We start from the raw sequence: 14567 nt of genomic DNA on the forward strand, positions 1-14567 counted from the left end.
ACTTTACTCTCGCTAACTTTACTCTCGCTAACTTTACTCTCGCTAACTTTACTCTCGCTAACTTTACTCTCGCTAACTTTACTCTCGCTAACTTTACTCTCGCTAACTTAAGCTACCAACTCAAACTACTTCCATTTGCTTTTAACCATTGCTCGGCTTTTTTATAATTTGGATAAAACTGGTTCACACGTTGCCAAAACTTAGCGCTATGATTCATATGTAAAAGATGCGCAAGCTCATGTACAACCACATAGTCAATCACCCAGGTTGGCGCACTTGCTAAATGTAAATTAAAAGTCAGCTCGCGGCGTTTATTACAACTGCCCCAACGACGTTTATAATGTTGAATTTTAAGCTTTGTCGGTAATGTTTCTGACATCTGCAAACAATAATCATGAACACGCATTTCAATATAGCTTTCAAGCTTTTCATGTAAAAACTGTTCAAGCAAAGCTAGGTAGTTAGCTTCTTGATGTTTGACGCGTGATGATATTGATAAGGTAAGCTGAGACTGTGCATCTTGTTGCCACGTACTTTTCGGGCCTTTAGCAAATACTATCGGCACGTTTTGCCCAAACAACTTAATAGTGGCGTTTACTAATGGTAGTTGACGGTTTTCAGCATGAATGGATTGTTTGGCTATTTGTTCAACGACCCAATCTTGCTTGGTCTTGAGCCAGGCATCAATCTCAGTTTGTGGAACATAAAAAGGCGCATAAACGGTCAATTTCTGCTCGGCAACTTTAATTGCCACGGTTGTTCTGCGTTTACTGCGCTTTAGGGTGTAATCCAACAAAGATAAGCCAATTCAATTAATAAAAATAAGATATTCCATTTTACCCTGCTAAATAGCTGCTAATCTATAAAGATGACTCACAAATAAGTTTTCACCTTTATGCCTGACAAACCATGTTGTAGTTATACCTCACCAACAGGTAACAAGTGCCAAGAAACAGATATGGGCTCTGGATTTTGCTTTTGGCATGATAGTAAATTTGATAAATCAGGGCTAGATCTAACCCAAAAATTAGAGCGCTATGCAAAAAAAGGTGGCTTATTAGAAGGCCTGCAATTGCAAAGAGCGAACCTTTCAGGACTTAACTTAATCAAGCAGGATGACGAAGAAGGTTATGATCTCTCCTATTGTAATTTTTATCGTGCTAATTTAACGGGCGCTCATTTATTTAATAATAAAATAGCCAACGCTTCATTAATGAAAGCCAATTTACATAGTGCGAGTTTGCATTACTGTGATTTAAAAAATACCAACTTATTGGGCATCAAACTCAACGACAGTCGAATTGATAATATCGAATTGGGTGACCAATTATTACAAGAAGCGGCTGCATTTAAAGCACGTAAAAATAAGCAGCATGATGAAGCACGAGACTTATTTGAGCAATCTGAAGAAATATATCGCAATTTAAGAAAAGCCTCTGAGCATCAAGGACTTTTTGAACTCGCCGGTAACTTCACCTACAAAGAATTAAGAATGCGCCATGCGCAATACCGCAAAGGCTCAACCAAGCAAATTACTTCTAGCTTTATAGATATGTTATGTGGTTATGGCGAAAAGCCCGAAAATGTCATTCGCTTTAGTCTGTCACTCATTATTTGCTGTGCATTTTGTTATTTCTTATTTGGGGTTAGTTATCAAGATTCTGTGATGCAGCTGAGCTTTGAAAACTCATTTCAAAGCAATTTGTCGGCCTTACTGAATAGTTTTTATTTCAGCGTGGTGACTTTTACAACGCTTGGCTATGGTGACATTACGCCAATAGGTTTTTCGAGGTTAATCGCAGCCATAGAAGCATTTTGTGGTAGCTTCTCGCTCGCTTTATTCGTCGTTGTTTTTGTAAAGCGCATGACTCGCTAACGCATGATGTATGAACCCTTATGCTCTTTTGCCTGATACATTTTTTTGTCGGCACGATTAATTAACTCTTCAGCATCTACTGTGCTATCAAGCGGTGCTGCAATAAGACCAAAGCTTAAATGCAGCTCAGGGTATTGTTGTTCAAATGCGGCTATAAGTTTTTCGCAAATACTAAAAGCGCTATCTAACTCGCAATCAGGTAAAATGATACAAAACTCATCCCCTCCATAGCGGCACGGTATATCAATCTCGCGAATATTTTCAAGTAAGTATTGCCCTATATATTTAAGGACTTCGTCGCCTTTTAAATGCCCTTGTGTGTCATTCACTGACTTAAAGTCATCAAGATCAAAATAAACAACCGTTAATGGTGATTTGTGACGTCTGGCTCTGGCAAGGTCGCGTTGTAATAGCTCTTGCATGACACGCCGGTTGTAGAGGTTGGTGAGTGGGTCGAGTTTAGCGAGTTTCTCTAGTTCTTGAGTGCGCTGAGCAACTTTTTCTTCAAGGCCTTTTGCATACACTTCGGTGCGGCGTTTCGCATTTTCAATTTCGCCCACTAAGCTGTCGATATAAGTATCAAAGACCAAGGTCGTATCAAAGTAAATTAATTTATCAATGATGTTAAGGGTATGATTTAATTCTTCTTGATCGCTTATTGTGGTGCGAAGTACATTAAATATGAGCTCTTTTAAAGTACACACAGCCGATAAGTAAAGCTTAGGTTCAACACCAATACGCTTATGCACCATACCAATCCGTAAGCGGTTATTAACATACTCATGTTCGTAACGACCGCAAAATAGATCGATTATATACTGCCTTTGCGCATCTCTGAGTCGTGTTAAAGTATCCGCATCACCAATTAATAACGAAATTTCATCTACTTCAGTTTGTTTTTTATAAAACTCATTAACCACATTTTCAATGGCTGATTCTATAATGGGCTTGTAGTTTAATAATGATGAGAGACTGTTTGAAGTCAGCCCTAATAAACTCATTCTGTGCTGAATTTCTACATCATTAATTTGCATTTGTTCAACTAAAGTTTGCTCGGTTCTTCTCATCTACCCACCTCGAACTACTCCTTTTTAATTAAATATAGCCAAGGTTTTGAATCCTACGTACTTAAGTGATAGGTTTTTCTCTAAATTCAGAACAATTTGTATTAGACTGCTATAACAAGCCGTTTCAAAAAAATATTATGCTCGCGAAATTTTTTATTACCGATCAAAACCCCAGCCTAATAGTAAGTGGTGTCTATGATCCAAGCTTAGTTGCTCTTTCTATTGCTACGGCTATTTTTGCTGCTTATTTTTCACTCCATATCATTGATTTAGCAAATAGAACTCAATTTGATTCGTACCGTAAATTAGGCAGTGCAACAGGTGCCTTGGTGATGTCAGGTGGGATTTGGAGTATGCACTTTATCGGCATGCTGGCTTTTTCATTATGCACCACCGTGGAGTACGACCCTACACTGACATTTTTTTCATTTATTCCTGCATTTTTAGCCTGCTATACCGCATTTTCATTTTTGAAACGCAAAGATTTAAAGCAAATACCAACAACAATAAAGCTACTCATTGGCTCTGTATTACTTGGCTCTGGCATTGGTGCGATGCACTACTCGGGCATGGCCGCCATGCAAATGAGTCCGCTGCTTCGCTACGACCCGGCTTGGTTTGCAGCATCAATTGTGGTGGCTGTTGCATTATCTTTTGTCGGCTTATATGCGCGATTTCACTTAGGCGAGCACTTTAAAAAGCTTACGGTGTTACAAACCCGCATCATTTGCGCCATTATCTTTGGCTTTGCTGTAGCGGGTATGCACTATATGGGAATGGCCGCCACCCGCTTTGTTGCAACCTCACCTTTGTTATCTGAAAACGTTCAAACGTCGCAACTTACTTTTATCGCCATTAGCGTTTCATTTGCTACCGTATTATTGACTGCTCTGGTTGGGATTATTAACGGCATGGTGCGTTTTCGCTTATTACTGGCAGAAAAATCAGCAGAAGAGTCGCGCTTGGATGCCATTTTAGGCACTGCAATAGATGGCATCGTAACAATTAATATTCATGGCATTATTTTAAGCTTTAATAAATCAGCAGAAACTATTTTTGGTTGGCGCCAAGACGAAGTGCTGGGCAAAAACGTAAAACTATTAATGAACGACGATATAGCCGCGCAACATGATGGTTACTTAGCTGATAGTAGCAGGCATGAAGTTAAAAAAGTGATTGGCGTTAACCGTAATGTGTTTGCGAAGCACAAAGATGGTCATTTATTTCCTATTCGACTTGGCCTTGGTGAAGTAAAACAGCCTAACGCAGAAACACTGTTTGTTGGCTTTATAACCGATTTAACAGAGCAACGTGCACTACAGCAAAGTCTCGAAGAAAAAGAGAAACAATATCGTACCTTAATGAACAATACCCCAGGCGCTGTATTTCGTTGTTTGTTAGATGAACACTGGACGATGAAGTTTATAAGCCCCAGTGTTTCTGACTTAACAGGTTACAGCCCTGAAGAGTTTACCGATGGCACAGTTACATTTGCTCAAATCATTAATAACGATGATGTAGCGCATATTGATGAAGTTATGGAAAAAGCCATAGCTGAAAAAAACCAATATGCGGTTGAGTACCGCATTCGCCACCGAAATGGCAAAGTTGTGTGGGTTTTAGACCAAGGAACAATTAACGAAAATAGTGATTCTGAACAAAAGTGGATCGATGGTGTACTTATCGATATCACCGCTCGTCACGAATATGAAGAATCACTCAAAAAAGCAAAACAAGAAGCTGAAGCCGCAGCACAAGCAAAACAATCATTTATGGCAAACATGAGCCATGAAATACGCACGCCAATGAATGCAATAATCGGCTTTAGCGACATATTAATGGATAGTCCTCTTAGTAAAGAGCAACAAAAACATATTATTACCGTCAATAAATCAGCTCGCTCACTGCTGCATTTGCTTAATGAAGTACTAGATTCTGCAAAGTTAGAAAAAGGCAAACTCGATATTCAGGCAGAGCACTTTAACTTACAAGCCTTGCTCGACAATATCGTCTCGACTTTTTGGCTTGAAGCGAAGCGTAAAGATATTCTGCTTGATTTGATTATCGCTGATAGTGTTGCGCCTATTTATATTGGCGATGAGTCTCGCATTCGCCAAGTGATGAATAATCTCATCGGGAATGCAATTAAATTTACCGAGCAAGGGTCTGTCACAATTACGGTGAGTCAAACTCAAAATAAACAATTGTTTTTCGAAGTACAAGACAGCGGTATTGGCATAGCCAAGCACCGCTTAGATGCTATTTTCCTGCCATTTGAACAAGCCGACGGCACCATGACACGCCGATTTGGTGGCACAGGTCTTGGCACCACTATTAGTAAGCAGCTTGTTGAGTTAATGGGTGGTTCAATTGGTGCTATTAGTGAAGAAGGTAAAGGCAGCTGCTTCTACTTTAGCCTTCCTTTACAGGAAGGTGATATCAGCCAAGTCGATACCCTAACTTGTAATCAATTAAACTTACCAAAACTTCGCATATTAGTGGTTGATGACATTGAGCAAAATGTTGAGCTACTGAACATTTTATTATCGCAAGCTGGGCACACCATCAGTACGGCTCACAATGGTCTTGAAGCCATTGCAGCATTTGAACAGCAAAGCTTTGATGTGATTTTGATGGATATACATATGCCGGAATGTGATGGCATTACGGCCTGTAAAGAAATCCGCGAAATAGAGAAAATCAGATGCTTAAAAATTACACCTATCATCGCGTTGACGGCGAGTGTTTTACAACAAGATAAAATTACTACAAAGCAGGCCGGTATGAATGGCTTTGCAAATAAACCCGTTGATATTAACCAGCTGAACCATGAAATTGCGAAAGTGCTTGGTTTAGAAGTAAATAAAATCACTAACAATAAAGTCGGTGATGAGAAAAAGCACATCAACTACGACAAAGGTGTTTTGATGTGGGGAAGCAAAGAGAAATTAAATACGGAAATTGGCTTATTCCTAAGCAATCATCAACAGAGTATTCTACGACTGAAGGATCAGAAACTCAGTGAAGACGAACAAAAAGCAATTTTGCATACTCTTAAAGGAGTCGCGGGTAATTTAGCACTAGCAAAATTATTATACTTGTTATCAAACGCTGAGAAAGAACGTGAAAAGGAAAGCTTCCCTACACTCATTGCCGAGTGCGAACACGAATGGCAAACGCTGATTGCATTACTTGCAGAACAGCCGCAGTGTAGTTCACAACAGCAACCCATACACGAAACGTCGCTGGGCGCATTTATTAGCCAAATTGAGGCACTGCAAGCGCAAGCTGAGCATGCAGAGATAGACGATGATTTATTAAGCCAAGTGCAATCCCAAGCACCGGCAACCTACCAAGATCAGGTTGTTGAAATTTGTGCGCATTTTGAAAACTTTGACTTTGATGCAGCAAGCACTGCTTTATCAGCTTTAAAGCACACTCTCCAAGCTGCTAAGGAACACCTATGACGCAAATCTCAGAACGTGCAAGAATTTTGGTCGTCGATGATGAACCAGCCAATTTAAAAGTGATCCGTGAAGTACTCGCTAACGATTATCGCTTATCGTTTGCAAAATCTGGCGAGCTTGCTCTTCAGCTTATTGAGAATGAACCTCCTAAGTTGATTTTGCTCGATATTATGATGCCAGATATGAGCGGTTTCGAAGTCTGTAAAGTGTTAAAAGCAAACCCTAAAACTGCTCATATTCCTGTTATCTTTGTTACCGCACTTTCTCATGAGCAGGATGAGTCTGAAGGCTTTGCTCTAGGTGCAGTCGATTATATTACCAAACCAATTAGCCCTGCGATTGTCAGGGCGCGGGTTAAAAATCATTTATCATTAGTGCAAGCTGAGCAACTGCAATTAGCCCACATTGATTTGATCCAACGTTTAGGCCGCGCCGCAGAATATAAAGACACCGACACCGGTGAGCACATTGCAAGAATGAGCCGCTACAGTAAAGTACTCGCCCTTGCCTATGGCATGAGTGAGTACGAGGCCGAGCAGCTTAAACAGGCAGCGCCTATGCATGACGTTGGTAAGATAGGCATTCCTGATTCAGTACTATTAAAGCCTGGGCGCTTAAACGAAAACGAATACGAGCACATGAAACAACATGCCTTAATCGGTGCGAAGATTTTAGAGAACTCAACTTCGCCGCTATTACAACTTGCGCATAAGCTTGCCCTTGAACACCATGAAAAATGGGATGGTACGGGTTATCCGTATGGCCTGAAAGGCGAAGAAATCAGTATTGAAGGGCGTATTGTCACCATTGCAGATGTGTTTGATGCTTTAACCTCAAAACGCCCTTATAAAAAAGCCTGGTCGGTTGAAGAAGCGCTCGACTTATTGAAAGACGAAGCTGGTAAGCATTTTGACCCGCAACTAGTTGATTTATTTATTGGTCAAATAGATAGCATCATAGAAATCAAAAACACTTATACGAGCTGAGATATTAAGGCCTCATTTGAGGCCTTTTTTAATTGCATCGTAATCATGCGAAGTAATTTCATGGCTATTACCAGCACAATCTTTAAAATACATTGAATAAGTAACACCGTGGTCAGCAACAAATGTTTTAACATCAAACTGAGCGAGATGCTCAAGCCATGCTAAAAACTGTGCTGCACTTGCGCCAAAAGCAATACCTTTGCTTCTACCGTCTGCTTCAAAGAGTGCTAAACGAATTGTCTTTGCTTGGTCCTCTAAGGTTAAAGGCCCTTTTCCTTCATCCCAAAAAGCAAGCTCTGGTACAACATTAAAGCCAAGTACTTGCTCATACCACTTTAGCGCAGCCGATAAATCATCAACATTTAAGTGGCAATGATCAACACCACATAAAGATGGAATAGCCATGTTACTCACCAATTTCGGTTTTTAACTGCTCTAAAAATTCGAGCATGTAAGCTGTGCGTCGTTTAGCTTCATCTTTTGCCGATGGCGTGTTCATACTCTCGCTAATGTGTAACAGCTTAATGAAGAAATGATCGAGGGTGTATTTTGTATCGTCAGGTTCGCGGTTTAAGCAAAATGGATCGTCTTTATGATACAGATAACGACCAATTGAGCCCCCTACTTTCATGCAGCGACTCACACCAATTGCACCTAATGCATCCATTCGATCCGCGTCTTGCACAATTTGCGCTTCGACACTTTGGACTTTGATATTGGCACTAAAGCTATGTGCCGCAATAGCATGATGAATAGCACTAAAATACTGCTCAGGATAATTAATTGAGGCTAAAAAACTTAACGCCTTATCTGCAGCCATGGTCGATGCTTTTGCCCTGTCTGGGTGGTTTTTAGCAACTGCAACACAATCATGTAACCAAGCTGCGGGTAACACCACAGCCATTTCTGCCTGCTCGGCAATACATAATTGTTTTGCAACCCTCACTACTCGCTCAATATGACTAATATCGTGTGCGACATCGGCATGGAGTAAAGACAAAATAAAGTCTCGACACTGAGTTTCTAAAGCTGCAAAGTCTATTTCTGGCTGCATATACTGGCTATCACCATTAACTGATTGAAATTATGCTTACTTTAGCGTGCTTACTAGATTTGTTCAAAACATTCATTGTATGTTTGCTAGTGCTTCATTAAACTATGCCCCCTTTTGTTTGACGCGAGAATCCCTATGTCATCTGCTATTTACCTGCAAGCTGGACGAGAAAAATCATTAAAAAGAAAACACCCTTGGGTGTTCTCAAAAGCCATTAAAAAAGTAAAAGGTAAGCCAGGACTAGGTGATACTGTCACAATCTATGACAATGACGGTAAGTTTTTAGCGATTGCAGCTTACAGCCCGCAATCACAAATACGTGCTCGCGTATGGAGCTTCGATCAAAACGAAATCATTGACCAAGCATTTTTTGAAAAGCGTTTGCGCCGTGCCTATGCTGCGCGCGAACAGGTGATCAGCGAAGGCGGCTTAACGGGTTTTCGTTTAAGTGCTGCAGAGTCTGACTACTTACCAGGCATCACTATCGATAAATTTGATAATGTACTGGTGTGCCAACTGCTTAGTGCCGGTGCAGAGCGCCATAAAGGTGAAATTGTTGCTGCACTTATGGCCATTTTCCCTGGTTGCGATATTTATGAGCGATCAGATGTTGATGTTCGTACTAAAGAAGGCCTTGAGCCAATCAAGGGCGTACTTTGGGGTAAAGAACCAACAGAGCCAGTCGTCATTGAAGAAAATGGCTTAAAACTCGAAGTAGACATTCTTGAAGGCCACAAAACTGGCTTTTACTTAGACCAACGTGATAGTCGTGCAGCTCTTGAGCGCTTTGTTAAAGACAAAACAGTATTAAACTGCTTTAGCTACACAGGTACTTTCTCGCTTTATGCTTTGCGTGGTGGTTGTAAACACGTTACTAACGTCGATGTATCACAGCCAGCACTTGATACGGCTAAGCGTAACGTTGAGCATAACAACCTTGATTTGTCTAAAGTTGATTTCGTTAAACAAGATGTCTTTAAGTTGTTGCGCCAATACCGTGATGAAGGTGTGCAATTTGATACTATCGTTATGGATCCACCAAAATTTGCTGACAACAAAGCGCAATTAACCGGTGCTTGCCGTGGTTATAAAGATATTAATATGATTGCGATGCAAATCTTAAAACCAGGTGGCACTTTACTCACTTTCTCGTGCTCTGGATTAATGGAACAAAATTTATTTCAAAAAGTGGTTGCGGATGCAGCCCTTGATGCAGGTAAAGACTTGTTGATCATGGAACGATTAAACCAAGCTGCCGACCACCCAATTGCTGGCAGCTACCCAGAAGGCTTTTATCTTAAAGGCCTGATCTGTAAGGTTTACTAGTTAAAACTTACAATTTCTAAACCGGCACTCAAGGAGCCATCTTGCTCCTTGGTTGCTCGTATCACACGGGCTGTTGCATCAAATGAGGTAATAGCCGTGCTAGTCGAAGCAATTAACACCCGATACAGACTGCCTATTTCTAAAACTTCATCAAGGTGAATTGCCAGCCCTGTTGCACTTAAATCAGTGCACATAGCCTGAATTTCTTCGCCATTAACAACATCTAATGGGATTAGTTTTGCAGGGGTATGAATTTGCATGCGGCGAAAGTCGCGTTTTTCCTCATGAAACATATGGCCTCCTATACCAGTGTTTTTATTTTCTCTATTAATGTTTTAACAGAAAAAGGCTTCACTACATAGGCGTCACACCCGGCATCAAACCCCGCTTTTTGTTCAAGCTCGGTTTCAAGGCCAGACACCATGACAACAGGAATTTGCTCTGTTTCTGGGGTGTTTTTTAGTAATCGGCAGGTATCATAACCATCTAAGCCCGGCATACAAACATCTAGTAGTATAGCATCTGGCGGCTCTGCAATGGCTGAAGTTAAACACGATGCGCCTGAGTTTGCATAACTTAATGAGAACTCATCCCCAAGGCTTGCTTTGAGCATTTCAAAATTAAAATATTCATCATCGACGACCAAAATAGTTGGTCGCGGTCGATTTACCGTACGCTCAGGAACTGAGATCGGTTTTTCCTTTTCAATGCCCACATAATCTCCTTTTAGCATCTGTGTTTGTAACTTAAAGCAAGGAGGCGCTAACCTCATTGCTCATTCCTTAGTATTATAACTCACATTCTTTGATTGCGTTTAAAACACGTTTAGCAGATACAGGATAAGGTGTCCCTAGTGTTTGTGCAAATAAAGAAACACGTAACTCCTGTTGCATCCAAAATATCGCACTGATCTCTTCAGGAATTGGCATACCCTTAGGAATTTTATTAGCTAATTTTTGATATTGCTCAGCTACTTTTTCAAGCTCAAGCACACACAACCTATCACGATTAGGATCAACAGGGAGCTTTTCTAGGCGGCGTTCAATGGCTTTTAAGTAACGAATTAAATCCGTCATTTTTGCTGCGCCGTGCTGGCTAACAAAGCCTTTGAAAACTAAGCTTTGTAACTGTGATTTAATATCACCGTGCGCTGTTATCATGGTTAAATCAACGCGTCCTTTCATACGTTTATTTAAGCCATGAGCAATACTTAGCACTTGCTCTACTTGGGTAGCGATCTCAACAACCGTATCACCAAGCTCACCGCGAATTTGCTCTTTCGCTTTTTCAAATGCATCTGCTGTGCGAATGTTGCCGTATTTAGTTAATAGGCTATCGACGGCTGCAGCGATACAGTCATCAATTAAGTCATTGACCTTACCAAACGGATTAAAGTACAAACCTAATTTAGATTTGTTTGGTAAGTTTTGTTGTAAATACTTAATTGGTGATGGCACATTTAATAACACTAAGCGGCGTAAACCTTGTTGGTGCGCTTGCTGTGCTTTGTGTTCATTATCAAATAGCTCAACCGCAGCTGAGCCTTTTTTATCCACCAGCGCTGGAAACGCCTTGATTTCATATTGACCTTGTTTTTTCACGTAAGAGCTTGGTAACTCGCCAAAGCTCCACTCAGTCAAATCAGCTTTTTCTATACCCTTGTCGGCTACTTTCGATAAGGTATCCGTTACCTTACCTTGTAACTGGGCTTTTAGTTTAGATAAATTTAAACCGCGAGCGAGTAACTTATCGTGTTCATCGCGCACTTCAAACTGTAAGCGTAAATGCGGAGCAAGGGTTGATAAATCCCATGCATCAGGCTCAACACGCACACCTGTCATACGTAATAAGCGCGTGCTAATTGCATCAATTAGGTTGCCTTGCATCGGCTCGATTGCAGCAAGTACCGCATCGGCGTAGTTTGGCGCAGGCACAAAGTTGCGACGAATCGTTTTTGGTAGCGACTTGATAAGCGCACAAATTAATTCATGTCTAAATGCAGGAATATGCCAATCAAAGCCAGTTTCTTGAACTTGATTTAACAGCGCTACCGGAACTTGTACCGCAACACCATCGACGGCTTGCCCTGGATCAAAGTGATATGCCAGTGGTAATAATAAGTTCTCTTGCTGCCAAGTATCTGGGTAATCAAACTCGGTAACATGATCAGCACCATGCTGCATTAATTCTTCTCGAGACATATGCAAAAAGCGTTTATCTTTTTGTTTTTGTCCTTTCCACCACTTATTAAACGCGGCACGATTATTTACATCTTGTGGAATTTTCTTGTCGTAGAATTCAAACAGGGTTTGTTCATCAACTAAAATATCACGGCGGCGAGATTTATTTTCAAGAACCTGAATATCTTCAATTAACTCTTGGTTATATTGTAAAAAGCCTTCATTTTGACCCAGTTCTTGCTCTACTAAAGCGGTGCGAATAAACAACTCGCGACTTACTTTTGGATCAATATTGCTGTATACACAGCGGCGCTTATTAACAATTAATAGTCCATACAAGGTTTGCTGCTCAAACGCGATAACTGCACCCGGCTTTTTCTCCCAATGCGGTTCACTGTAGCTGCGCTTTACTAAATGCTGTGCAAAGCCTTCAACCCATTTCAAGTCTATGCGCGCGTTGATCCGCGCATAAAGCTTACTGGTCTCAACAAGCTCTGCCGACATAATCCATTTTGGGCTCTTTTTAAATAATCCTGAACCTGGGAAAATATGGAATTGGCTGTTGCGGGCGCCTTTATAAATTTGTTTTTCATCTTTAAAACCAATATGACTTAACATACCGCTTAATAAAGATTGATGAATTCGCTCGCTATCAGCAACATTTGTAGTGGCCTTCATGCCCATTTCATTACATAACGTTGATAGCTGATAAACAATATCTTGCCATTCGCGAATACGCATATAGGCTAAAAAGTCCTTTTGGCATAACTTTCTAAACTGGCTATTGCTCAATTCAGATTGCTGCTCTTCAAGGTAATTCCACAGATTTAAAAAGGCGATAAAATCTGAATCAGGGTCATCAAAACGGCCATGCTTTTCATCCGCTGCACCACGTTTTTCTTGTGGTCGCTCTCTTGGGTCTTGAATCGACAATGCCGCAACTATAATAATCACTTCACGCAGTGCACCTAAGCCATCGGCAGTCAGCACCATTTTAGCTAACCGTGGATCAACCGGTAAACGGCTTAAGCTTCTGCCTGATTTCGTAAGCTCAGTCTTTTTATGGCGTTTAGCTGGCTTAATTGCTTCGAGTTCTTCAAGTAGCGTTAAACCATCGTTGATATTACGGCTATCTGGCGCTTGCACAAACGGGAACTGCTGCATGTCGCCAAGCCCCAAACCAAGCATTTGCAAAATAACAGAAGCTAAGTTAGTGCGTAAAATTTCAGGATCAGTAAACTCAGGGCGCGAGTTAAAGTCTTCTTCACTGTATAAGCGAATACAGATACCCGCTTCGATACGACCACAGCGACCTTTACGCTGATTCGCACTGGCTTGTGAAATTGGCTCAATTGGTAATCGTTGTACCTTAGTACGGTAGCTATAACGGCTGATGCGCGCAGTACCTGGATCGATAACATAGCGAATACCCGGCACCGTTAGTGATGTTTCAGCCACGTTGGTGGCTAAAATAATATGACGACGGCTGTGCGGCGCAAAAATTCGGTTTTGTTCTGCGTTTGATAAACGCGAATAGAGCGGTAAAACATCCGTGCCTTTGAGGTTTCGCTTTGATAACGCATCAGCGGTATCGCGAATTTCTCGTTCACCATTCATAAAAATCAGAATATCGCCAGGGCCTTCATCGCACAGCTCATCAACGGCATCAAAAATACCCTGTAATTGGTCACCATCCGCTTCCATCTCATCTTTGTTGATTTCAGTGGTTGGTCTATAACGAACCTCTACTGGGAAAGTTCGACCGGATACTTCGATGATGGGTGCATCATCAAAATGTTTAGAAAAACGCTCTGGGTCAATCGTCGCTGAGGTAATAATAACTTTTAAGTCAGGACGTTTTGGCAGTAAATTTTTTAAATAGCCTAAAATGAAATCGATATTCAGGCTACGTTCGTGGGCTTCATCGATGATGATAGTATCGTACTGATTTAGGTATCTGTCTTGTTGAATTTCAGCCAGCAGAATACCGTCTGTCATCAATTTAATATAGCTATTGTCAGAAACTTGGTCACTAAAACGAATTTTAAAACCCACTTGTTGACCTAGCTCGCATTGCATTTCTTCTGCAATACGATTCGCGACACTTCGAGCCGCGAGTCGGCGTGGCTGGGTGTGGCCAATGTATCCATCAACACCGCGGCCAAGCTCTAAACACATTTTTGGGATCTGCGTCGTTTTACCAGAGCCAGTTTCACCGGCAATGATCACCACTTGGTTATTGGCAATCGCCTGTTTAATGTCATCTTTCTTTTGGCTAACAGGAAGTTGCTCTGGGTAGGTCACTTTAGGCAAGGCAGCCAAACGTTGCTCGCGCAATTGCTGCGAACGACTAATATCTTCTGCTATTTTTTGCGCTATGTTTGCTTGCTTAGTTTCATCGTTGATTTTTTTAATACCATGAAGGCGTTTTTTGAAGATGAATTGATCTTTGCGTAAACACGTTTTTAATTCGCCGAACAGCGGACCTAGGTTAACCACCCGATACCCTTATATTTCTTAACCAATAGACTGATATTGTATCAAATAATCTATCAGGTGGTCATGGCTTTATTTATGCCAATTAGCTTAATTAAGTGAACAGTTTTGAGGC

At 41.1% G+C, this 14567-nt stretch carries 11 protein-coding genes and 1 pseudogene; 5 read left to right on the plus strand and 7 right to left on the minus strand.

Going from position 1 to position 14567, the window contains the following annotated elements; all coding sequences use genetic code 11:
- Window positions 1-8: 8 nt before the first annotated feature.
- A pseudogene (locus AOG26_RS21125) lies at window positions 9-167 on the plus strand (pentapeptide repeat-containing protein); the annotation flags it as partial.
- Here the strand turns inward: AOG26_RS21125 and AOG26_RS19770 are convergent.
- Window positions 113-793: a M48 family metallopeptidase gene (locus AOG26_RS19770; protein WP_054564023.1), complete on the minus strand. Its 681-nt coding sequence runs from the start codon at window positions 791-793 to the stop codon at window positions 113-115. The pseudogene AOG26_RS21125 and the gene AOG26_RS19770 overlap by 55 nt on opposite strands.
- Window positions 794-895: 102 nt before the next feature.
- On the opposite strand from AOG26_RS19770, the gene AOG26_RS19775 reads away from it, so the two are divergent.
- A complete protein-coding gene (locus tag AOG26_RS19775; protein ID WP_054564024.1) occupies window positions 896-1876 on the plus strand; it encodes an ion channel in 981 nt (326 codons plus the stop codon).
- On the opposite strand, the gene AOG26_RS19780 is transcribed toward AOG26_RS19775, so the two are convergent.
- Window positions 1873-2943 carry a GGDEF domain-containing protein gene (locus tag AOG26_RS19780; protein ID WP_054564025.1) on the minus strand — a complete coding sequence of 357 codons (1071 nt, stop codon included), beginning with the start codon at window positions 2941-2943 and terminating at the stop codon, window positions 1873-1875. The genes AOG26_RS19775 and AOG26_RS19780 overlap by 4 nt on opposite strands.
- A gap of 137 nt (window positions 2944-3080) precedes the next feature.
- Between AOG26_RS19780 and AOG26_RS19785 the strand changes: the two genes are divergently transcribed.
- The gene (locus tag AOG26_RS19785; RefSeq protein WP_054564043.1) at window positions 3081-6410 is read left to right on the plus strand and encodes a PAS domain S-box protein; all 3330 of its coding nucleotides are present in this window, start codon (window positions 3081-3083) and stop codon (window positions 6408-6410) included.
- The gene (locus tag AOG26_RS19790; RefSeq protein ID WP_054564026.1) at window positions 6407-7396 is read left to right on the plus strand and encodes a response regulator; all 990 of its coding nucleotides are present in this window, start codon (window positions 6407-6409) and stop codon (window positions 7394-7396) included. The genes AOG26_RS19785 and AOG26_RS19790 overlap by 4 nt, the downstream gene beginning before the upstream one ends.
- Before the next feature lie 12 nt (window positions 7397-7408).
- Here AOG26_RS19790 and AOG26_RS19795 read toward each other — a convergent pair whose 3' ends face one another.
- Window positions 7409-7810: a VOC family protein gene (locus AOG26_RS19795; protein WP_200907881.1), complete on the minus strand. Its 402-nt coding sequence runs from the start codon at window positions 7808-7810 to the stop codon at window positions 7409-7411.
- Window positions 7803-8450 (minus strand): HD domain-containing protein, encoded by a 648-nt coding sequence (locus tag AOG26_RS19800; RefSeq protein ID WP_054564028.1) that lies wholly within the window; start codon window positions 8448-8450, stop codon window positions 7803-7805. The genes AOG26_RS19795 and AOG26_RS19800 overlap by 8 nt, the downstream gene beginning before the upstream one ends.
- A 135-nt stretch (window positions 8451-8585) precedes the next feature.
- On the opposite strand from AOG26_RS19800, the gene AOG26_RS19805 reads away from it, so the two are divergent.
- The gene (locus AOG26_RS19805; RefSeq protein ID WP_054564029.1) at window positions 8586-9776 is read left to right on the plus strand and encodes a class I SAM-dependent methyltransferase; all 1191 of its coding nucleotides are present in this window, start codon (window positions 8586-8588) and stop codon (window positions 9774-9776) included.
- Here the strand turns inward: AOG26_RS19805 and AOG26_RS19810 are convergent.
- The 3 genes from AOG26_RS19810 to hrpA form a co-directional block, all read right to left on the minus strand.
- Window positions 9773-10069, minus strand: a complete 297-nt coding sequence (locus AOG26_RS19810) for a PilZ domain-containing protein (protein WP_054564030.1) — start codon at window positions 10067-10069, stop codon at window positions 9773-9775. The genes AOG26_RS19805 and AOG26_RS19810 overlap by 4 nt on opposite strands.
- 8 nt (window positions 10070-10077) lie before the next feature.
- Window positions 10078-10425 (minus strand): response regulator, encoded by a 348-nt coding sequence (locus AOG26_RS19815; protein WP_268795275.1) that lies wholly within the window; start codon window positions 10423-10425, stop codon window positions 10078-10080.
- Between the two features lie 139 nt (window positions 10426-10564).
- Entirely contained in the window at window positions 10565-14455 is a 3891-nt protein-coding gene (gene hrpA / locus AOG26_RS19820; RefSeq protein WP_054564031.1) for an ATP-dependent RNA helicase HrpA, read from the minus strand.
- Window positions 14456-14567 lie beyond the last annotated feature (112 nt).

It is taken from the genome of Pseudoalteromonas sp. UCD-33C (assembly GCF_001306895.1).
Taxonomy (GTDB): Bacteria; Pseudomonadota; Gammaproteobacteria; order Enterobacterales; family Alteromonadaceae; genus Pseudoalteromonas.